Annotated in this window: 22 protein-coding genes and 1 riboswitch; of the genes, 13 read left to right on the top strand and 9 right to left on the bottom strand. The window is 70.0% G+C overall.

Annotated features, from left to right (window positions below):
* Positions 1-20: 20 nt before the first annotated feature.
* From OHA17_RS19765 to OHA17_RS19775, 3 genes are all read left to right on the top strand, one after another.
* The gene (locus tag OHA17_RS19765) at positions 21-1,151 is read left to right on the top strand and encodes a LacI family DNA-binding transcriptional regulator (RefSeq protein ID WP_053724675.1); all 1,131 of its coding nucleotides are present in this window, start codon (positions 21-23) and stop codon (positions 1,149-1,151) included.
* A 255-nt stretch (positions 1,152-1,406) separates the two neighbouring features.
* Positions 1,407-2,561, top strand: coding sequence for a metallophosphoesterase (locus OHA17_RS19770; RefSeq protein ID WP_406507692.1), 1,155 nt, complete (start codon positions 1,407-1,409; stop codon positions 2,559-2,561).
* Positions 2,562-2,734: 173 nt separating this feature from the next.
* On the top strand, positions 2,735-3,580 hold the full coding sequence (locus OHA17_RS19775; protein WP_406507693.1) for a hypothetical protein: 846 nt from the start codon (positions 2,735-2,737) through the stop codon (positions 3,578-3,580).
* Positions 3,581-3,643: 63 nt separating this feature from the next.
* Here the strand turns inward: OHA17_RS19775 and thiC are convergent, their stop codons facing one another.
* Complete coding sequence (gene thiC / locus OHA17_RS19780; RefSeq protein WP_398874284.1) at positions 3,644-5,422, bottom strand: phosphomethylpyrimidine synthase ThiC; 1,779 nt, start codon at positions 5,420-5,422, stop codon at positions 3,644-3,646.
* A riboswitch (TPP riboswitch) is annotated at positions 5,415-5,549 on the bottom strand. It overlaps the preceding gene by 8 nt.
* Before the next feature lie 71 nt (positions 5,550-5,620).
* On the opposite strand from thiC, the gene OHA17_RS19785 reads away from it, so the two are divergent.
* Complete coding sequence (locus OHA17_RS19785; RefSeq protein WP_053724678.1) at positions 5,621-6,967, top strand: YibE/F family protein; 1,347 nt, start codon at positions 5,621-5,623, stop codon at positions 6,965-6,967.
* A 4-nt stretch (positions 6,968-6,971) separates the two neighbouring features.
* Here OHA17_RS19785 and OHA17_RS19790 read toward each other — a convergent pair whose 3' ends face one another.
* From OHA17_RS19790 to OHA17_RS19805, 4 genes are all read right to left on the bottom strand, one after another.
* Positions 6,972-7,406 (bottom strand): SsgA family sporulation/cell division regulator, encoded by a 435-nt coding sequence (locus tag OHA17_RS19790; protein ID WP_398874289.1) that lies wholly within the window; start codon positions 7,404-7,406, stop codon positions 6,972-6,974.
* 102 nt (positions 7,407-7,508) lie between these two features.
* On the bottom strand, positions 7,509-8,279 hold the full coding sequence (locus OHA17_RS19795; RefSeq protein WP_398874290.1) for an IclR family transcriptional regulator: 771 nt from the start codon (positions 8,277-8,279) through the stop codon (positions 7,509-7,511).
* Between the two features lie 318 nt (positions 8,280-8,597).
* Complete coding sequence (locus tag OHA17_RS19800; RefSeq protein WP_398874293.1) at positions 8,598-8,819, bottom strand: DUF5326 family protein; 222 nt, start codon at positions 8,817-8,819, stop codon at positions 8,598-8,600.
* Between the two features lie 151 nt (positions 8,820-8,970).
* Entirely contained in the window at positions 8,971-9,288 is a 318-nt protein-coding gene (locus OHA17_RS19805) for a cupin domain-containing protein (protein WP_189965740.1), read from the bottom strand.
* Positions 9,289-9,337: 49 nt separating this feature from the next.
* On the opposite strand from OHA17_RS19805, the gene OHA17_RS19810 reads away from it, so the two are divergent.
* The 5 genes from OHA17_RS19810 to OHA17_RS19830 all read left to right on the top strand — a co-directional run bounded on the left by OHA17_RS19810 (position 9,338) and on the right by OHA17_RS19830 (position 13,038).
* The gene (locus OHA17_RS19810) at positions 9,338-9,718 is read left to right on the top strand and encodes a phage holin family protein (protein ID WP_406507694.1); all 381 of its coding nucleotides are present in this window, start codon (positions 9,338-9,340) and stop codon (positions 9,716-9,718) included.
* Positions 9,719-9,721: 3 nt separating this feature from the next.
* Positions 9,722-10,216, top strand: a complete 495-nt coding sequence (locus OHA17_RS19815) for a low molecular weight protein-tyrosine-phosphatase (RefSeq protein ID WP_406507695.1) — start codon at positions 9,722-9,724, stop codon at positions 10,214-10,216.
* Positions 10,213-11,337: a cystathionine gamma-lyase gene (locus OHA17_RS19820; RefSeq protein WP_406507696.1), complete on the top strand. Its 1,125-nt coding sequence runs from the start codon at positions 10,213-10,215 to the stop codon at positions 11,335-11,337. The genes OHA17_RS19815 and OHA17_RS19820 overlap by 4 nt, the downstream gene beginning before the upstream one ends.
* Positions 11,338-11,599: 262 nt before the next feature.
* Positions 11,600-12,496 (top strand): LysR family transcriptional regulator, encoded by an 897-nt coding sequence (locus OHA17_RS19825; RefSeq protein WP_406507697.1) that lies wholly within the window; start codon positions 11,600-11,602, stop codon positions 12,494-12,496.
* Between the two features lie 59 nt (positions 12,497-12,555).
* Positions 12,556-13,038, top strand: a complete 483-nt coding sequence (locus OHA17_RS19830) for an NUDIX domain-containing protein (protein ID WP_053724685.1) — start codon at positions 12,556-12,558, stop codon at positions 13,036-13,038.
* Positions 13,039-13,048: 10 nt separating this feature from the next.
* Here OHA17_RS19830 and OHA17_RS19835 read toward each other — a convergent pair whose 3' ends face one another.
* Positions 13,049-13,681, bottom strand: coding sequence for an HAD family hydrolase (locus OHA17_RS19835; RefSeq protein ID WP_406507698.1), 633 nt, complete (start codon positions 13,679-13,681; stop codon positions 13,049-13,051).
* 131 nt (positions 13,682-13,812) lie between these two features.
* Here OHA17_RS19835 and OHA17_RS19840 point away from each other — a divergent pair, with 131 nt between their 5' ends.
* Together OHA17_RS19840 and OHA17_RS19845 are read left to right on the top strand one after the other, a co-directional pair.
* Positions 13,813-14,334 carry a DUF2269 domain-containing protein gene (locus tag OHA17_RS19840; RefSeq protein ID WP_406507699.1) on the top strand — a complete coding sequence of 174 codons (522 nt, stop codon included), beginning with the start codon at positions 13,813-13,815 and terminating at the stop codon, positions 14,332-14,334.
* Positions 14,335-14,339: 5 nt separating this feature from the next.
* Positions 14,340-15,194, top strand: a complete 855-nt coding sequence (locus OHA17_RS19845; protein WP_406507700.1) for a GNAT family N-acetyltransferase — start codon at positions 14,340-14,342, stop codon at positions 15,192-15,194.
* Positions 15,195-15,270: 76 nt separating this feature from the next.
* On the opposite strand, the gene OHA17_RS19850 is transcribed toward OHA17_RS19845, so the two are convergent.
* Positions 15,271-15,702: a heme-binding protein gene (locus OHA17_RS19850; RefSeq protein WP_406507701.1), complete on the bottom strand. Its 432-nt coding sequence runs from the start codon at positions 15,700-15,702 to the stop codon at positions 15,271-15,273.
* Positions 15,703-15,738: 36 nt separating this feature from the next.
* Positions 15,739-16,950: an MFS transporter gene (locus OHA17_RS19855; protein WP_406507702.1), complete on the bottom strand. Its 1,212-nt coding sequence runs from the start codon at positions 16,948-16,950 to the stop codon at positions 15,739-15,741.
* A gap of 132 nt (positions 16,951-17,082) precedes the next feature.
* Here OHA17_RS19855 and OHA17_RS19860 point away from each other — a divergent pair, with 132 nt between their 5' ends.
* Both OHA17_RS19860 and OHA17_RS19865 read left to right on the top strand, forming a co-directional pair.
* The gene (locus tag OHA17_RS19860; protein ID WP_406507703.1) at positions 17,083-17,541 is read left to right on the top strand and encodes a MarR family winged helix-turn-helix transcriptional regulator; all 459 of its coding nucleotides are present in this window, start codon (positions 17,083-17,085) and stop codon (positions 17,539-17,541) included.
* A gap of 25 nt (positions 17,542-17,566) precedes the next feature.
* Positions 17,567-18,019, top strand: coding sequence for a GNAT family N-acetyltransferase (locus tag OHA17_RS19865; protein ID WP_406507704.1), 453 nt, complete (start codon positions 17,567-17,569; stop codon positions 18,017-18,019).
* Positions 18,020-18,089: 70 nt separating this feature from the next.
* Here the strand turns inward: OHA17_RS19865 and OHA17_RS19870 are convergent, their stop codons facing one another.
* The gene (locus OHA17_RS19870; protein ID WP_406507705.1) at positions 18,090-19,493 is read right to left on the bottom strand and encodes a serine hydrolase domain-containing protein; all 1,404 of its coding nucleotides are present in this window, start codon (positions 19,491-19,493) and stop codon (positions 18,090-18,092) included.
* Positions 19,494-19,499 lie beyond the last annotated feature (6 nt).

Here is a 19,499-nt window from a genome sequence, read left to right on the forward strand (position 1 = left end):
CGCCCTACTATCGGCTCGCCATGACAGCAGCAGGGAAGCACCAGGTGAGCCGGTCGACCGGTCGCCGGCTGGGGCGGGCGGGCATTCGGGACGTGGCCGCCGCCGCCGGTGTCTCCATCACGACCGTCTCCGACGCGCTCAACGGCAAGGGCCGGCTCCCCGACGCCACCCGTCGCCACGTCCGCGAGGTCGCAGACCGGCTGGGCTACCGCCCATCCGCAGCGGCCCGCACGCTCCGTACCGGAAAGTCGGGCCTCATCGGCCTGACCGTGACGACCTACGGGGATGAACCTTTCACGTTCACCGAATTCGCGTACTTCGCCGAGATGGCCAGAGCCGCGACATCGGCCGCGCTGGCCCGCGGCTACGCCCTCGTCATCCTGCCCGCCACCTCACGCCGCAGCCCGGCGGACGTCTGGTCGAACGTCGCCCTCGACGGCACCGTCGTCATCGACCCCTCCGACCAGGACCCCGTCGTCACCGAACTCGTACGCCAGGGCCTTCCGGTCGTCTCCGACGGCCGCCCGGCGGGCTCGCTGCCCGTCACGGCCTGGGTGGACAACGACCACGAGGCCGCCGTACTCAACCTGCTCGACCATCTCGCCGCCGCCGGCGCCCGCCGGATCGGCCTGCTCACCGGAACCACCACCGACACCTACACCCGGCTGTCCACCGAGGCCTATCTGAGCTGGTGCGCACGCGTCGGCCAGGACCCGGTGTACGAGTCCTACCCGGCCCACGACCCCTGTGCGGGCGCCGTCGCGGCCGACCGGCTGCTCGCCCGCCCGGACCGGCCCGACGCCGTGTACGGACTCTTCGACCCCAACGGCACCGACCTGCTCGCGGCCGCGCGGCGCTACGGACTGCGGGTACCCGAGGACCTGCTCCTCGTGTGCTGCAGCGAGTCCACCGTGTACGCCACCACCGAACCGCCCATCACCACCCTCTCGCTCAAACCGCGGCGCATCGGCACGGCCGTCGTCCAACTGCTCATCGACGCGATCGAAGGGATCGACAACGGTCACCCGATCGAGCAGGTAATACCGACCGAACTGATCGTGCGGACGTCGTCCCAGCGGCGCCCGCCGCGCACCACGGTCAGCCCGCCCCGCTCGCCTGCCAAGGACCAGACCGGCCCCAACAAGGAGTGAACTCCCGGCCGGGCGAGGACCCCCGGCCGGCTCACGTCGGACTCAAGATCGTCCGAAGGGCAGGAACCGGCCCGGATCGGATCGCCACATTGAGGACATAACCACCCGCGAACGCCGCTCGCACCCGGATTGACCACCCCTGGTGCGTCACACAGCATGAGGCGCATTCCTATGATGGGCGCACGACACCACGGATCCCCGCCCGACCTGGCGGCTCCCACGGTGTACGGCGGCGCGACGGTGGTGGAGGGGTCGATGACTCAGGGGGCCGGTCAGGGACCCGTGCGGACGGAGACGTTGCGTGATTTCCGGGTGCCGCCGTACGCGCAACAGACCCCCGTGCCACCGCCGGAGGAACCTCTTGAGCGGCCGGAGCCGGTGGTGCACGTCTTCCGCCAGGAGCCGCCGGCCGGTCACCCGGAGGCACCCGCGCCCTTCGCGTCCGCTCCGGAGCCCGGCGTGACCACCTATTCGGATGACGAGCCCCCCGAGGGCTACACGCCGACCGCGCGCGACCTCCCGGTGATCCACCGGGGGGACACCGTCAAGCTGCCGACGGTCGAACCCGTCGCCCCCGAGGCGTCCGAGGGCCCCGGCCCGCTGTACGTCGTCGGCGACGTGCACGGCTACCTCGACGAACTCCTGGCCGCCCTGCGCGAGCAGGGCCTCATCGACGAGTCCGGCAACTGGGCCGCGGGCACCGCCCGCCTCTGGTTCCTCGGCGACTTCACCGACCGGGGCCCCGACGGCATCGGCGTCATCGACCTGGTCATGCGGCTGTCCGCCGAGGCCGCGGCCGCCGGCGGCTACTGCAAGGCCCTCATGGGCAACCACGAGCTGCTGCTCATCGGCGCCAAGCGGTTCGCGGACACCCCGGTCAACTCCGGTGCGGGCACCGCCACCTTCCAGGCCGCCTGGCTGCTCAACGGCGGCCAGAAGGCCGACATGGACCGGCTCCAGGACGTACACCTGCAGTGGATGTCCCGGCTCGACGCCATCGAGCAGGAGGACGACCACCTGCTCATGCACTCCGACACAACCGCCTATCTGGATTACGGCGACTCCATCGAGGCGGTCAACGACACCGTCCACGCCATCCTCAACCGGGGCGACGCCGACGAGTGCTGGGACCTGTTCCGCAAGTTCACCAAGCGCTTCGCCTTCCGCGACGAATCGGGCCCGCAGGCCGCTCGCGAGCTGCTCTCGGCGTACGGCGGGCAGCGGGTCGTGCACGGCCACAGCCCCATTCCGTATCTGCTCGGCGAGGTCGGCACGGAGGACGGCGAGGAGGACTCGCGCCCGGTGGTCGAGGGTCCGCACGTGTACGCCGACGGTCTTGCCATCGCCATGGACGGCGGCGTGACCATGGCCGGAAAACTGCTGGTCCAGCAACTTCCGTTGCATGACTGACGGTTGACCGGGAAGGCGTTCTGCAAAGCGCCGGGTATGCCATTTCCGGAAACACCCTGTCACCCCGTGCCGTAGCGGCTCTACCATCGGGTTATCCGTAGCAGGCTCTCCTCCGTTTCCGCCCAACTGCCCGTTCATCAGGCGGGCTTCCCGGCCCTACGGAGCATCGGGGGATGCACATGAACAGCGCTCCGCACCTGCTCGCCGAGGACCGCCCGGAGTTCGAGCGGATTCTCGACGAGGCACTGCGCACCGCGCATGAACGGCCCGAGCTGTCCGGTATCGGCGACCGCCTCAACGCCGTGCAACTGCGCACCATGGTGCTCGCCGCCGGTACGTTCGTCACCGAGCGGGCCGCCGCCGAGTACGAGAACTACGTCAAGGCGCGCGAAGAACTGCGCTCGCCCTCCGGGGCCGCCGCGCGCGACACCGTCCTCACCGCCGCCGAAGGCGTGGGCCTGGAGCCCTCGGGCGCGGGCATCGGCGCGGTCGTCGCCGTGCTCGCCCCGGTGCTCGCCGGCACCGCCGCCGCGATCTTCCTGCTGGTCGGCTACATCCTGAAGATGCTCAACCCGGTGCCGGCCTTCGCCGACACCATGCTGACGGCGGGCTGGTTCTTCGGCGCGCTGACCGCCGCCGCGATACTCGCCGCCGCCGTCGGACTGCTGATCACCGCGGTGCGCAACGGCGCGACGCAGGTCGTGGCCATCGACGAGGAGAGCGAGGCGGACGCGCCCGACGAGCGCACCCAGGAGTTCGCCCGCGCCCGCGAGGCCTGGCGCCACGCCCTGCTCGAACGCGGCATCTACCCGTTCCTGCGCGACGCGCTGGCCGACCCGAGCGTCGATCCCGGAGCCCCGGCCCCGCGCCGCCCGATCGGCCGCATCCCCACCCTCGGCTACGACCGCCCGGGCTTCGACAGCCCCGACGAGGGCGGCTCCCCCACCAGCCACCCAAGCTTCACCAGCCCGGACTTCACCAGCCCCGACTTCGGGGGCCCCGAGCACCAGCCGGACTAGGCCGTGGGGCGGCGCCGCTCCGGGAGCCGGTCGCTCCCGGGGCAGCGCGAAGACCGCATCGCCTCAGTCGGCGATCGGCAGATAGACCCGGTTGCCCGCGTCCGCGAACTCCTTGGACTTCTCCGCCATCCCGGCCTCGATCTCGTCGGACTTCAGGTCCCCGCCGTGCTCGCGCCGGATGTCCTGGGAGATCTTCATCGAGCAGAACTTCGGGCCGCACATCGAGCAGAAGTGCGCGGTCTTGGCCGGCTCCGCGGGCAGCGTCTCGTCGTGGAACTCCCGGGCGGTGTCCGGGTCGAGGGCCAGGTTGAACTGGTCCTCCCAGCGGAACTCGAACCGGGCGTCCGAGAGCGCGTCGTCCCACTCCTGCGCGCCCGGGTGCCCCTTGGCCAGGTCCGCCGCGTGTGCGGCGATCTTGTACGTGATGACGCCGGTCTTCACGTCATCGCGGTTGGGCAGGCCGAGGTGCTCCTTGGGCGTGACGTAGCAGAGCATCGCGGTGCCCCACCAGGCGATCATCGCCGCACCGATGCCGGAGGTGATGTGGTCGTAGGCGGGCGCCACATCGGTGGTCAGCGGCCCCAGGGTATAGAACGGGGCCTCCTCGCAGATCTCCTGCTGGAGGTCGATGTTCTCCTTGATCTTGTGCATCGGGACGTGTCCCGGGCCCTCGATCATCGTCTGTACGTTGTGACGCTTGGCGATCGTGTTGAGTTCCCCGAGCGTGCGCAGCTCCGCGAACTGGGCCTCGTCGTTGGCGTCCGCGATGGAGCCGGGGCGCAGGCCGTCGCCGAGCGAGTACGTGACGTCGTACGCCGCGAGGATCTCGCAGAGCTCCTCGAAGTTCTCGTACAGGAACGATTCCTTGTGGTGCGCCAGGCACCAGGCGGCCATGATCGAACCGCCGCGCGAGACGATGCCGGTCTTGCGGCGGGCGGTCAGCGGCACGTACCGCAGCAGCACGCCGGCGTGGACCGTCATGTAGTCGACGCCCTGCTCGGCCTGCTCGATGACCGTGTCCTTGTAGATGTCCCAGGTCAGCTCCTCGGCACGGCCGTCGACCTTCTCCAGGGCCTGGTACAGCGGCACCGTGCCGATGGGGACGGGGGAGTTGCGCAGCACCCACTCACGGGTGGTGTGGATGTTGCGGCCCGTGGAGAGGTCCATGACCGTGTCCGCGCCCCACTTGGTGGCCCACGTCATCTTGTCGACCTCCTCCTCGATGGAGGAGGTGACCGCGGAGTTGCCGATGTTGGCGTTGACCTTCACCAGGAACCGCTTGCCGATGATCATCGGCTCGATCTCGGGGTGGTTGATGTTGGCGGGCAGCACGGCGCGGCCCGCCGCGATCTCCTCGCGGACGACCTCGGGGGAGACGTTCTCGCGGATCGCGACGTACTCCATCTCCGGGGTGATCTCGCCGCGGCGTGCGTACGCGAGCTGCGTGACGGCCTGGCCGCCGCGGCCCCGGCGGGGCTGGCGCGGGCGGCCCGGGAAGACCGCGTCGAGGTTCTTGAGGCCCCCGCGCGGCGAGGTGTGCTTGATGCCGTCGTCCTCGGGGCGGACCGGCCGGCCCGCGTACTCCTCGGTGTCGCCGCGCCCGATGATCCAGTTCTCCCGGAGCGGGGCGAGACCGCGGCGGACGTCGGTCTCGACGTTCGGGTCGGTGTACGGCCCCGACGTGTCGTACAGCGTCACGGCCTTGCCGTTGGTGAGGTGCACCTGGCGGACCGGCACCCGGAGGTCGGGGCGCGAACCCTCCACGTACCCCTTGTGCCAGCCGATGGACTTCCCGCTCTCCTCAGTGCTGGAGGCAGGCGTGCGTGCATCCTGAATGGTCATGAGACCTACTCCCTACGCCGGCATTACCCGGTAACAGGTTCGGCGGTCGGCGCAGCGATTCCCGTACGGTTCGTACGGATTTCAGCGCCCTCTCAGCCCGGTGCTCCGAGCTCCCGCGTGTGCAAAGGTGTCACCACGCTAGCGTCATCACTGGCGCGCTGAACAGAGGGCCCCCTCGGTTCTTGCGATGATCGGGCGGTGACCTCACCAGAACCGCACCTTCCGCGACAGCACGGCGGACACGGCCACGGGCACGGCCACTCGCACAGCCACGGCCCCGCGGCCCCCGTCTCCAAGCACCTGCGCAAAGTCATCGCCGCGGTGCTGATTCCTTTCTCCACAGCGGTACTTGTGGGTCTCGTGGTGCTCTGGCCGGGCGGCGCCCCCTCGCACCAGCGCACCGGCGTCGGCTTCGACCGCCAGACCCAGCAGGCCAAGGTCATCAAAGTGGACAAGGTGGACTGCAAGTCGGTCAACGCCGGTCAGACTCCGTCGAACGGAGACACCTCCACCGCCGAGGGGCAGCAGGCCAGGAACGCTCAGCAGGGGCTGTGCGGAAAGGCCACGGTCGAGGTCACCTCGGGCAAGGAGAAGGGCCGCACCTTCACCGAGATCGTCCAGCCCGACTCGCCCCGCCAGCTGCACACGGGCCAGGGCGTGATCGTCGCGTACGCCCCCGACGCACCCCATGACCTGCAGTATTCGGTGACCGACGTGAACCGCAAGGTCCCCATGGCGCTGCTCGCCGGGATCTTCGCGCTCGCCGTCGTGGTCGTCGGCCGGCTGCGCGGGGTGATGGCGCTGGTCGCCCTGGTGGTCTCGTTCGCCATCCTGACGCTGTTCATCCTCCCGGCGGTGCTGCAGGGCTCCAATCCGCTGCTCGTGGCGGTGGTCGGGGCGAGCGCCATCATGCTGATCGCGCTCTACATGTGCCACGGCCTGTCCGCACGCACCTCCGTCGCCGTCCTCGGCACCCTCGTCTCGCTGATGCTGATCGGGCTGCTCGGCTCGCTCTTCATCGGCTGGGCCTCGCTCACCGGCAACACCGACGACAACACCGGCCTGATCCACGGCCTCTACCCGAACATCGACATGTCCGGCCTGCTGCTCGCCGGCGTCATCATCGGCTCGCTCGGCGTGCTCGACGATGTGACGGTCACTCAGACATCGGCGGTGTGGGAGCTGCACGAGGCGAACCCGACGATGGGCCCGCGCGGCCTGTACCGGGCGGGCATCCGGATCGGCCGCGACCACATCGCCTCGGTGGTCAACACCCTGGTGCTCGCCTACGCGGGCGCCGCGCTGCCCCTGTTGCTGCTGTTCTCGATCGCGCAGAGCAGCGTGGGCACGGTGGCCAACAGCGAGCTGGTCGCCGAGGAGATCGTCCGCACGCTGGTCGGGTCGATCGGCCTGGTCGCCTCGGTGCCGCTGACCACGGCACTCGCCGCCCTGGTGGTGTCCGCGGACCGGCCGGCCGCCGAGGCCCGCCCGTCGCAACGCCTCAGTCCGGTCCGCGGCGGAGGCGGCCACCGGCGCAAGAAGTAGCCGGTCAGCCTGCGTTCTCCTCGGCGAGGATCCGCCCGAGCGCGTCCTCCAGATGCTCGTCGAACTCCCCGAGCGTCCACTCCTGGCCCAGCGGTACGAGCTTGTCGGTGCGGTCGAGGAAGGCCACCAGGGGCGCGGCGCCGGCCCGGAAGACGGCGCGGTCGTCGCCCACCCGGAGCCGGATGTGCACATCGGAAAGCTCCTCGGGCTCGCTGGGCTCGACCCGCACATCACCGTCCCCGGCAGGCCCGTTGATGCCGTCGAGCAGCAGCTCACGGCCGAATGCCCAGGTGACGGGCGCGTCGCCGGGAAGGTGGAAGGTCATGCGCACCGCGTAAGGATCCGTCGCCTCGTACGTCAGCTCCACCGGGATCCGGAAGGAAAGCTCCTCAGAGACGAGGAAGCTCATCATCACTTCTGCCTGAACCGATTCACGCATCTCATGAACCCCGCTTTAGCCGGAACTGGCCAGGAATGATCCCCCATGGCCCTCTTGACGCAATCGTGCTGGAAGCAGTAGCAGATCACAAGGAGTGAGTTTTCAGATACTGATAGACAACACGTCCGAACGAAGGAGGCTTCCCACTTCGCCGCGCAGCCGCTCAATGGCGGGCAGCAGGCGTTCTTGCTGGTCAAGGGGTACGGAAATGGCCATGGTCGCGGCGCCGGAGCCGACCGTGACGGGGATGGCCGCGCAGACCGTACCCAGGGCGTACTCCTGCCGTTCGACGACGGGTTGCATACGCTCCGTAGCCGCCAGCCGGTCCGAAAGGGCGCGCCGGTCCCGCACGGTGTAGGGCGTGATCGCCTCGACCGGGTGCCGGTCCAGGTAGTCCTCGCGGGTGCGTTCGTCGAGCTGGCCGAGCAGGCACTGGCCGATCGCGTGGGCGTGCCCGGTCTCGCGGAAGTCGGCCCACTCCTCGACAGCGGGCGCGGCAGGGGTGTCGGCAACACCGGCGACCTCGATCTCACCCTCGCGATAAACAGCGAAGTAGACGGGCACCCCGATGGAGTCCCGCCAGCGGGCCAGCGATTTGGTGATCTTGCTGCGACGATTCTGCAGGGCTCCGCCGCTCGCCAGCCGCTCGGCCGCCGGACCGAAGACGAACACCCCGTGCTCGCGCTGCAGATAGCCCTCGTGGGTCAGGGTCCGCAGCAGGTGGTACGCGGTGGGCAGGGGCAGTCCGGCCTCGCGCGCCAGCTGTTTGGCGGGGGCGCCGTCCGCGTGGGAGCCCACTGCTTCCAGCAGGCGCAGGGCCCGCTGGACCGAGCCGATCAGGGTAGGAACGGCGGCATTCGAAGCCGTTGCCACAGGTCACCCCCAGGCGTGCCGACGGGCAGCACGCCCGCCCGCGGGGGCCACCCCCGCGCGCCCGCCGCGGTCCCCGGGGCGTTGGCACGGGCCGGTCGGACCGGCACTCGGATGCGGTCAGGACCCGTGGCTCCCAAGGGGCGGCAGGGGCTTGCCACTCTAATGGCCGACCTCGTGACGGAAGGGGGTTTGGCCAGGTCCGTTCCCCCGGCCGGGCTAATCCCCCCACGCCCCGGACGCGGCTCGCCGCATCTGTCCGGGCCTTGGTCCGGCCCGGTGCGGGCTCCGGGCGGAATGACGTGTTCCGCCCGGGCCCGGCTACCAGTCGCTGTGCGAGGAGGACGAGGACGACATGAACCTGCGCACCAGGTAGATCAGTCCGCCGACCAGGGCCACGAAGACCAGGACCTTGAAGAGCAGCCCGAACAGGAAGCCCACCACGCTCGCGATCAAGCCGCCGAACACGACCAGGGCGATGACGGGCACGGCGACCCACTTCACCCACCAGGGCATCCCCGCGAATATCTCCCGTGCGGCCATCGTCCTTACCTCTTTCTGTCGGCATTTCTGTCAGTTCACGAGTTCTGTGCTTTCGACACTCTCGATGCTAGGGGCGAGAGGGTGCCGAGCGGGGCCGTCGCAGCCCTTGAACTCCCCTGACCGAACCCCTAGGGAGAATCGGGGGCAACCCTCAGCTCTCGGGCGGAGAGAAGACGACCAGAACCCTCAGATCCTCGGTGATGTGATGGAACTTGTGCGCCACCCCGGCCGGCACATAGACCACGCTGCCCCGCGCGACCTGCGTCGTCTCCAGGCCCACAGTGATCGAGGCGCGGCCGCTGACCACGAAGTAGATCTCGTCCTGGGCGTGCGGGGACTGAGGGTCGTGCGCGCCGGCGTCCAAGGCGTACAGCCCCGCCGACATGTTCCGCTCGCGCAGAAACTGCAGATACGCCCCGTCGTTGGCGGCCCGCTCCGCCTCCAACTCGTCGAGCCGGAAATCTTTCATCGCCTCTGCCCCTGCGCTTGTGCCGATCAGGTCTGCCACGATCAGACCCATGAAGAATTTCGTAGTCAAGACGATCGCCAACGCGGCCGCTCTGGCGGTCGCCATCTGGCTGGTGAAGAACATCACTCTGACCGGTGACAACACCGGCAAGAAGGCGCTGACGCTGGTTCTGGTCGCGCTGGTCTTCGGCGTGGTGAATTTCGTCGTGAAGCCCGTCGTGAAGTTCCTGTCGTTCCCCCTGTTCATCCTCACGCTCGGCCTGATCACGTTGGTGATCAATGCGTTGATGCTGCTCCTCACCTCGTGGCTCGCCGACAAGCTGAACCTCAGCTTCCACGTCGAGGGCTTCTGGACCGCCGTGGTCGGCGCCCTGATCATCTCGGTCGTGTCCTGGGCGATGCACGTCGTCCTGCCCGACGACAAGGACTGAGCGTTGGCCACCCCCTATTCCGTCTGCTTCGTCTGCACGGGCAACATCTGCCGCTCGCCGATCGCCGAATCCGTCTTCCGGGCCCAGGTGGCGCGGGCCGGGCTCGCGGGCCTGGTCTCGGTGGAGAGCGCGGGCACCGGAGGCTGGCACGAGGGCGACCCGGCCGACCCGCGCACCGTCTCGGTGCTCGACGAGCACGGTTATGAAACGTCCCACACGGCACGGCAGTTCCACGCCTCCTGGTTCTCCCGGCTCGATCTGGTGATCGCGCTCGACGAGGGCCACCTGCGGGAGCTGCGCCGCCTCGCACCGACCCGGGCCGAGGCCGCCAAGGTGAGGCTGCTGCGCTCGTACGACCCCAATGCGGCCGGGGGCCTGGAAGTTCCCGATCCGTACTACGGCGGTCGTGAAGGTTTCGAGGACTGTCTGGAGATGGCGGAGGCAGCGAGCGAGGGCCTGCTCGACGCCGTCCGCAACGAAATGGAGCGTGCGGCATGACAGGTGAGGGCACTCGATCGGTACGCGCCGGGCTTCCCGAGCCGGTGGCCTTTGAACCCACCCTGCCCGGGCCGGTGTTCGCCGCCCACTTCCATCTGCCCGGCGAGGCGACCGGACCGTACACCTACGGCCGCGACACCAATCCGACGTGGACCCATCTGGAGCGGGCCATAGCCGAGTTGGAGTCCCCCGACGAGAGCGCCGAGGCGATCGTCTTCGCCTCCGGGATGGCGGCGATCTCGGCCGTGCTGCTCTCCCAGGCGCGCTCCGGCGACACGGTGGTCCTGCCGGACGACGGCTATCAGGCCCTGCCGCTGGTCCGCGAGCAGTTGGAGGCGTACGGCATCGAGGTGCGCACCGCGCCGACGGCCGGCGACGCCCAACTGGCCCACCTGGACGGCGCGAAGCTGCTGTGGATCGAGACCCCCTCCAATCCGGGGCTCGATGTGTGCGACGTACGCCGTCTCGCGCGGGCCGCGCACGACGCGGGCGCGCTGGTGGCGGTCGACAACACACTGGCCACGCCGCTCGGGCAGCGTCCCCTCGAACTCGGCGCGGACTTCGCGGTCGCCAGCGGCACCAAGGGCTTGACCGGGCACGGCGATCTTCTGCTCGGCTATGTGGTGTGCCGCGATCCAAACCTCGCCGCACGGGTACGCACGTGGCGCAAGGTCGTCGGGGCGATCCCCGGTCCGATGGAGGCATGGCTGGCCCACCGCTCCCTCGCGACCCTGCACCTGCGCGCCGACCGGCAGGCCGCGAACGCCCTGGCCCTGGCCGAGGCACTGGCCAAGCGTGGCGAGGTGACGGGCCTGCGCTACCCGGGCCTGCCCTCGGACCCCTCCCACCGCCTGGCCTCGGCACAGATGCGGCGCTTCGGCTGTGTGATCTCCTTCGACCTCCCCGACCGCGCCTTCGCCGAACGCTTCCTGGCGTCACTGAGCCTGGTCGACGACGCCACGAGCTTCGGCAGCGTCCGCTCCACGGCCGAACGCCGCGGCCGCTGGGGCGGCGACGCGGTGTCCGAGGGCTTCATCCGCTTCTCGGTCGGCGCGGAGGACGCCCCGGACCTGATCGCGGACGTGGAACGCGCGCTGGACGAGGCGGGGGCGGCGGGGTGAGACCGCCCGGTTCTGCCTACAGGCGTTCCGCGAAGCCCTCTGCAAGGAACCCGCAGCCAGATCCCCTACGCAAGACGGACGGTCCGAGCCTCCCCCCTCATGGCTCGGACCGCCCCGGTTCTCGCGCGCCAAGAACCGCTCGGACAAGGCTAGTTGACTGTGCGTCAGTGTCCAATCACGGTAGCGACAGAGACCTATCGACATATTTATAGTTGTGTCCGGCCGGGGACGTCGTGAGGCAGTTCAGGACGGAGGGCACAGCATGGATCTCGCCCTGCTGCGTACGTTCGTCACCGTGCACCGGGCCGGCTCCTTCACCCGGGCCGCGGCGCTGCTCGGGCTCTCGCAGCCCGCGGTGACCAGCCAGATACGCACTCTGGAGCGGCAGTTGGGCCGCCCCCTCTTCCTGCGCCAGGCGCGCGGGGTGACTCCGACGACCATCGGCGACGAGCTGGCCCAGCGGGCCGCGCCGCACCTGGACGCGCTCGTCGAGATCGCTGAGGCCGGCCTCAGCGAGGAGCCGGGCCTGCGCACCCTGCACGTGGCCGGTCCGCCGGAGTTCACCTCGCTGCGCGCGCTGCCCGCGCTCACCCGGCTCCTCCCGCAGGGCCTCGCGCTGCGGGCCTCCTTCGGCAATGCCGAGGAGACCCTGGAGGGCCTGGCCGCCGGACATCACGATCTGGCCATCACCACCGCCCGTCCGCGCGGCCGGCTGCTGTCCTCGACTCCGCTGTGCGACGAGGAACACGTGCTGGTCGCCGGGGTGCGCTGGGCGGCACGGCTCGGCCCGGGCGCGCTGCGCCACGGCGGGGCCGAGGTCCTGGAGCCCATACCGGTCGTGGAGGTCCACGAGTCGCTGCCGCTGGTGACGCGCTACTGGGCGTCGGTGTTCGACGCCAAACCGGCCGCCGCGGGCGCGGTCGTCGCCCCCGACCTACGGGCGGTCCTGGCTGCCGTCGCGGCCGGCGCGGGCCTCGCGGTGCTGCCGCGCTACCTGTGCGAGACGGCCCTGGAGGAGGGCCGGGTGGTGGCACTCCTCGACCCTCCGGTGCCGCCGCTGCGCACCTATTTCCTCGCGGTGCGCACCGGCACACTCGGCTTCGCGCACATCGCGCGGGCGCAGGAATGGCTGCTGCGCGCTGCGGTCAACTGGGCCTGAGAAGCGGCGGGGGAGGCCCGGGGAGTTTCGCAGGGGCCCCTTCGGGCCACATTTCTCCCATGACCGTACGTCCAGTGGTCAAGCGCACCGCACGAGCCGTTCTGCTCGACGGCGACGACCTGATTCTGATCAAGCGCACCAAGCCCGGCATGGATCCGTACTGGCTCACCCCAGGGGGCGGCGTCGAACCCGAGGACTCCACCGTCGTCGAGGCCCTGCACCGCGAGGTGCACGAGGAACTCGGCGCGAAGATCACCGACGTGGTGCCCTGCTTCGTCGACACCGTCGAGCACATCGGGGCCGACGGCGGCGCGACCGGCGTGAAGGTGCAGCACTTCTTCGTCTGCCGCCTCGACTCCATGGACCCCTCACTGCGGCACGGCCCCGAGATCGAGGAGCCGTGCGGGGAGTACGAGATCGTCCGCATTCCGTTCACCCGCGTCGGCATCGCCTCGGTGCACCTCGTCCCGCTGTCCCTCAGGCACTACCTGGACGGCAACATCGAGGGCGTGCGGGCCATGCACGCACCCGACCTGGGCTAGCCGGGTCCGCTCACCCCGCGGCGCGCACCAGCGCGTAGGCCTCGCGCAGGTCGTCGCCCGCGTACGTATGCGTGGCGAGTCCCACGAGATGGTGGTCCGCGTTCACCGCGACCGACACGGGCACCGCCGCGAAGAGGTCCACGTCGGACATCGAGTCCCCGTACGCCACACAGTTCCGCGGCCCGACTCCGAACTCGGCGCACAGCCGGCTCATGACGCTCACCTTGGCGGCCGGGCTGAGAATCCCGGCCGGGTCCACGGGACGCGTGAACGGCACGTCCGGGAAGACGGAGCCGTGGGCGGCGTGGGCGCCCCAGGCGAGCAACCGCTCCACGAAGAAGGACGGGGAAAGCGAGATGACGGCGCAGTAGTCGCCCCGCTCACGGATCTCCCGCCAGACGTCCTGGATTCCGATGAGCCAGGGGGCGGCCGCGAAGGCGGCCGCCACATGCACCTCGGTGAGCCCGGACCACAGTGCGTGCACGCGCACCGCGTACTCGGGCGGTCCGATCCGGCCTGTGGACAGCTCCCGCTCCAGCTCGCCGATCTCGCTGAGCAGTCCGAGCTGCCGGGATATCTCGACCGGTGCGGCGGAGCCTCGCATGAGCGTTCCGTCGAGGTCGAAGAGGTGAAGTGTCGCCATGTACGCCGAGGCTAGTACGTGGGGTTACTCCCCCTGTCGGACGCCTGACGTGTGCCCGCACCGGCACGCTGTTTCACGTGAAACATCCTTCTCGCCCCGCATCCGGCCGCACGAGCCGCACGCCGTTTCACGTGAAACATCTCCGGCGGCCCGTCCGTCGCGGCTGGCTGGTGGCTCATGTCGCGGTCTCCGTGAGCTGGCTGGGCCTGACCATCGGGCTGCTCGCGCTCGGCATCACCGCCTACACCACGGACTCCGCCACCATGACCGAGGCCGCGTACCGCGCCATGAAGGTCTTCGGTGACTGGCTGGTGCTGCCCATTGCCCTGCTGACATTGGGTACCGGCGTCGTGCTGTCGCTGGGCACCCGGTGGGGGCTCGCCCGGCACCGCTGGGTCTGGATCAAGTTCTGGCTGACCTTGATCACTCTCTGTCTGTCGGCCTTCTTGCTGCGGCCCGAGATCAACGGTGCGGCCGCGGCCGGCGTGCCCGACACCAGCCTGGTGGCCGCCCCGGTCATCTCCTCCAGCGCGTACTTCTTCATGACGGCGATCTCGGTGCTCAAGCCGTGGGGGCTGACGAAGCGTGGCCGGAAGTACCGTGCCGAGAACCGGAAAGCGGTGGACGCCGCGCCGGTGCGTCAGACAACCTGACCCACATGCCCTCACCGCTCGCCGAGCTTCCCCTGCGCCGCCTGACCACCGAAGACCTCATCGCCTGCGCCGACCTCTCCGAGGACCGGGGCTGGCCGCGTGAGGAGCACAAGTGGGGGCTCCTGCTCGCGGCGGGCACCGGATACGGAATCGACGCCCCGGACGGCAAGGGCCTGGTCACCGCGTGCGTCGTCACCTCGTACGGTCCGGGTCTCTCGGCCATCGGCATGGTTCTGGTGGCCGAGCGCTTCGCCCGGCAGGGCGTCGGACGCCGTCTGATGAAGCACGTGCTGCGGGAGCTGGAGGGCACTCCGCTCACCCTGCACGCCACCCCGAACGGGCGCCCACTGTACGAGGAGCTCGGCTTCGAGGCGACCGGTCGCGCCGAGATGGTCAGGGGTCATTTCCGGCCGTCTGGCCCTGCCCCGTCGGTGGCGACCCGCCCCGCGACCGCCGATGACCTGCCCAAGATCCTGCGGCTCGACGCCGAGGTGTTCGGGCAGGACCGCACACACATGATCACCCGCTTGCCGGCCTTCTGCGACCAGTTGCGGGTCTCGGAGGACTCAGCCGGGCTGACCGGGTTCGCGGCCGCCTGGCCCAACATGAACACTCATGTGGTGGGCCCGCTGATCGCCCGTGACACGGAGACCGCGAAGGCTCTGGTCGCCTCACTCGCGGCCGGCACCGACCGCCCGCTGCGCACGGATGTCGATGTACGCCACGACGACCTGCTGACCTGGCTGAAGGCCTCGGGCATGGAGCCGGTCGGCTTCAACGCGGTGATGACCTACGGCATCCCGGCTCTCCCGGGCGACTGGACCCGCCGCTTCGCACCCCTGACGGTGGCCGCGGGCTAGCCGCCTGCGCACAGGTGCGATCGTCCGCCCCATGTGCCGTGACGCCGCAGGCACTTGAGGACGGACGCAAGGACGATCAACGCCGGGCCAGGGCCTCCGCAGCCGCGTTCGCGAACGCGTGGTCCTGGTCGGGGGCACCGCCACCCACGCCGATCGCGCCGATCAGACGGCCGTCACGGTGAACGGGAACGCCGCCCGCGATGAAGAGGAGCGGCCGGTCGAGAGCCGTCGGCAGGGTGTGGAACAGGCCGCCCGGCTGGACCGCGTCCACCAGGTCGGCGGTCGGGGCGTTCAGCTGGAGCGCCGTGTACGCCTTGCGGGTGCTGGTCTCCCCGGCGATCAGTACGGCCCGGTCGTCCCGGCGGAAGGCGAGCAGATGGCCGCCCGCGTCGAGGACGGTGACCGCGACGGTGACTCCGGCCGTCTCTGCGGCGCAACGGGCCGCGTCAACGAGGGCTTCCGCGTCCTGGGTGGTGAGCGGGGCTACGGCGACGGTGGTGGCGCTCATGAGGGGGTAACTCCTTGATGGTGCTTGACAGTTGATTCAGTGGTGCGCGGCGTGGGCCCGAACCGGCTCGGGAACGGCGCCCGCGACGACCCGGCTGCCCGCGTTCGTACGCCGCTCCAGCGCACTGGAGACGAAGGCGAGCACGACGGCGGACGCGGCGAGTACGGCACCGACCCAGTTGGGGGCGGTGTAGCCGAGGCCGGCCGCGATGACGATGCCGCCGAGCCAGGCGGAGAGCGCGTTGCCGAGGTTGAAGGCGCCGATGTTGACTGCGGAGGCCAGGGTGGGTGCGCCCGCGGCCTGGTCGAGGACGCGCTTTTGCAGCGGGGGCACGGTCGCGAAGCCCAGAGCGCCGATGAGGAAGATCACGACCGCGGACGCGGCCTTGTCGTGGGCAGCCACCGTGAACAGTGCCAGGACCAGGGCGAGCCCGGACAGGGACACGTAGAGCAGCGGCATGAGCGCGCGGTCGGCGAACCGGCCGCCGATGAGGTTTCCGGCGACCATGCCGAGGCCGAAGAGGACGAGCAGCCAGGTGACGGAGGTGTCGGCGTATCCTGCGACGTTCGTCATCATCGGGGTGATGTAGGTGATCGCAGCGAACACTCCGCCGAAGCCGAGCACGGTCATCGCCATGGCGAGCAGCACCTGTACGTTGCGGAACGCGGCGATCTCGTGCCGCAGCCGTACGCCCTCGGCTTTCGGCATGTCCGGGACGAGCTTGGCGACGCCGAGCAGGCCCAGCACGCCGAGTGCCGCGACGGCGAAGAACGTCGCACGCCAGCCGACCTGCTGGCCGATGAGTGTGCCGATCGGCACCCCCACGACGTTGGCGACGGTCAGGCCGGTGAACATCATGGCGATCGCCCCGGCCTTCTTCTCGGGGGCGACCAGATCGGCCGCGACGACCGAGCCGATTCCGAAGAACGCGCCGTGCGCGAGGGAGGCGACGAGCCGCCCGGCCAGCATCAGCCCGAAGACGGGCGCGACCGCGGAGAGCACGTTGCCGACGATGAAGAAGCCCATCAGCAGCATCAGCATCCGCTTGCGGGTGATCTTCGTGCCCAGGATGGTCATCAGCGGAGCGCCGAGCATCACGCCGACCGCATAGCCGCTGACCAGGTATCCGGCGGTGGGGATGGAGACATCGAAGGTGCCGGCAACCTCGGGGAGCAGCCCCATGATCACAAATTCAGTGGTGCCGATACCGAACGCCCCGATGGCGAGGGCTAGGAGCGCGAGTGGCATGGGATGCCCTTCCAGGAGATTGCGTGAGCGCCTTACAGGCGTCCACAATAATTGCAGACGCCGATTAATTGCAAGCGCTGGCTATTGCACTCGTGGACTATCCTGATGACAAGCCGCTCCGGAGGAGGACAGATGGCCGCGACGGACCCCGCACTCACCGCCCTCTCCCAGGGCTGGTGCGCGCTCTCCCTGCTGCACGGCAAGATCGATGCCCACATCGAGCGCGCTCTGCAGTCGGGGCACGATCTCAGCGTGCGCGAGTATTCGCTGCTCGACGTCCTGAGCCGCCAGCACAGCGGCCCGGGCGGCCACCTCCAGATGAAGCAGGTCGCCGACGCCGTGGTCCTCAGCCAGTCGGCCACCACCCGCCTCGTCACCCGGCTTGAGGACCGCGGCCTGCTGACCCGGTACCTCTGCGACACCGACCGGCGCGGCATCTACACCGACGTCACCGAATCCGGTCTCACGCTGCTCGCCGAGGCCCGGCCCACCAACGACAGGGCCCTGCGCGAGGCTTTGGACGAAGCGGCGAAGAACCCTGAACTGGCGCCCCTGGTCCGCACGGTCGAGGAGCTCCACGTCCCGGTCTAGGGCAGCCGGGCGTACGCTCCAGCCCATGAGTGATCTTGTGATCAGGCCTGCGAGGCCCGAGGACATCCCGGCGATCGTGGCCATGCTCGCGGACGACCCGCTGGGCGCCCAACGGGAGTCGCCGGACGACCTCACCCCCTACCGCACGGCCTTCGACCGCCTCGCGGACGACCCGAACCAGCACCTGGTGGTCGCGGATCGCGGCGGCGAGGTCGTCGGCACCCTCCAGCTCACCGTCGTCCCCGGACTCTCCCGGCGCGGATCGACCCGCTCGGTCATCGAGGGCGTACGCGTTCACGGCGCCGAGCGCGGCAGTGGCCTCGGCACCCGGCTCATCGAATGGGCCGTCGATGAATCGGGGCGCCAGGGCTGCCAGTTGGTCCAGCTGACATCAGACGCCACCCGCACCGATGCTCACCGGTTCTATGAGCGGCTGGGGTTCGAGGCCTCCCATGTGGGCTTCAAGAAGCCGTTGTAGGCCGTGTTTCACGTGAAACACGGCCTACAAAGACCCGCAGATTCCTACGCCGGCCGTTTCACGTGAAACGTCAGACCCCGCGCCAGCCCTCGGGGTCCACACCGCCCGGCACCGCCGCGGCCTCGGGTCCGTACGGCTCACGGGTGAACACGAACGATCCGAGGTCGAGGTGGCTCACCGAGCCGTCCGGCCGCCGCACCGCACGGAGCGTCTCGCCCCGGTAATAGCCATCGAGGCCCAACCAGGCGCCATCGGCGACAGCCTTGAACCGAGAAGCCCGGCCTGCGCCACGGAGCGGTTCCAGAGCCAGCCCGCGGTCGGCGGTCAGTCGCAGCCCGTAGGCGGTCGTGCCCCAATACCACGGTCCGGTGAGCCCCAGGAGCTGCTCATCCACCTCAGGAAGGGGGCGCCAGGGCTCCGGGAAGCGCGGCTCGGCCTCCGCTGTGATCCGTACGAGATCGGCCGCCAGAGTGCCGCACATCGGTCCTGAGGTCGCATTGGCGAGCGCGACGGCGGCCACTCCGTCCGCCACGCTCACCCACAGACCGGCCACGAATCCGGGCAACGAGCCGGTGTGCCCGGCGAGTTCACGGCCGCTGGAGCGAGCCAGCTGCAGGCCGAGCCCGTATCCGCCGTCCCAGCCACCAGCCTCCGGCGCCACGGCGGGAGTGCGCATCTCCGCCACCGATTCGGCGCTCAGCACCCGATCGTCGCCCTCGGCGAGGAAGACGGCGAAGCGGCAAAGGTCCGCCGCGGTCGACCAGAGCTGCCCGGCGGGGGCCATCAGACCGAGGTCCTCGGACGGTTCGGGCAGCAGCACATCGGCCCACGGATGCACGGCCCAGCCGCCCGCGTGGGGGTGCACCGGCTGCGTGGTCGTGCGGTGGAGGCCGAGCGGTTCGAGGATCTCGGTCCGCAGCGCCTCCTCCCAGGGCACCCCGCGCACCGCCTCCACCAGCGAACCGAGCAGCGTGTATCCCGGGTTGGAGTAGTGGTGCACCCGGCCCGCGGGATGCAGCTGCGGCTGATCTCCCAGCACATCGACGAGCTCCGGGCGCAGTCCGCCAGGCGTCCGCTCCCACCACGGCGCGGGCGATTCGGCAGCCAACCCGGCGGTGTGGGCGAGGAGTTGGGCGATGGTTGCCCCGCCCGCCGCGGTGCCCGGGAGGTGCTTCTCCAGCGGATCGCCGAGGTCGATCAGCCCCTCGTCACGCAGCCTCATCACCAATACGGCGGTGAAGGTCTTGCTGATGGAGCCGATCCTGTACTGGACGTCGGCGTCCGGGCCATGGCCGTCGACGGAGGTACGTGATCCGGACCAGACCATCCGGCCGTCCCGCACCACGGCCGCGACGAGCGAGGGCGCCCTCCCCTCGGACTGGGCCACCGCGATGCGGTGCAGGAGGCCGCGCCGCGTGGCGGGCAGCAGTTCTTCGAAGGGCGACGGTGATGCAGGCGAACTCGATGAGGTCATAGCCCC

The organism is Streptomyces sp. NBC_00212, from assembly GCF_045206365.1.
Classification (GTDB): domain Bacteria; phylum Actinomycetota; class Actinomycetes; order Streptomycetales; family Streptomycetaceae; genus Streptomyces.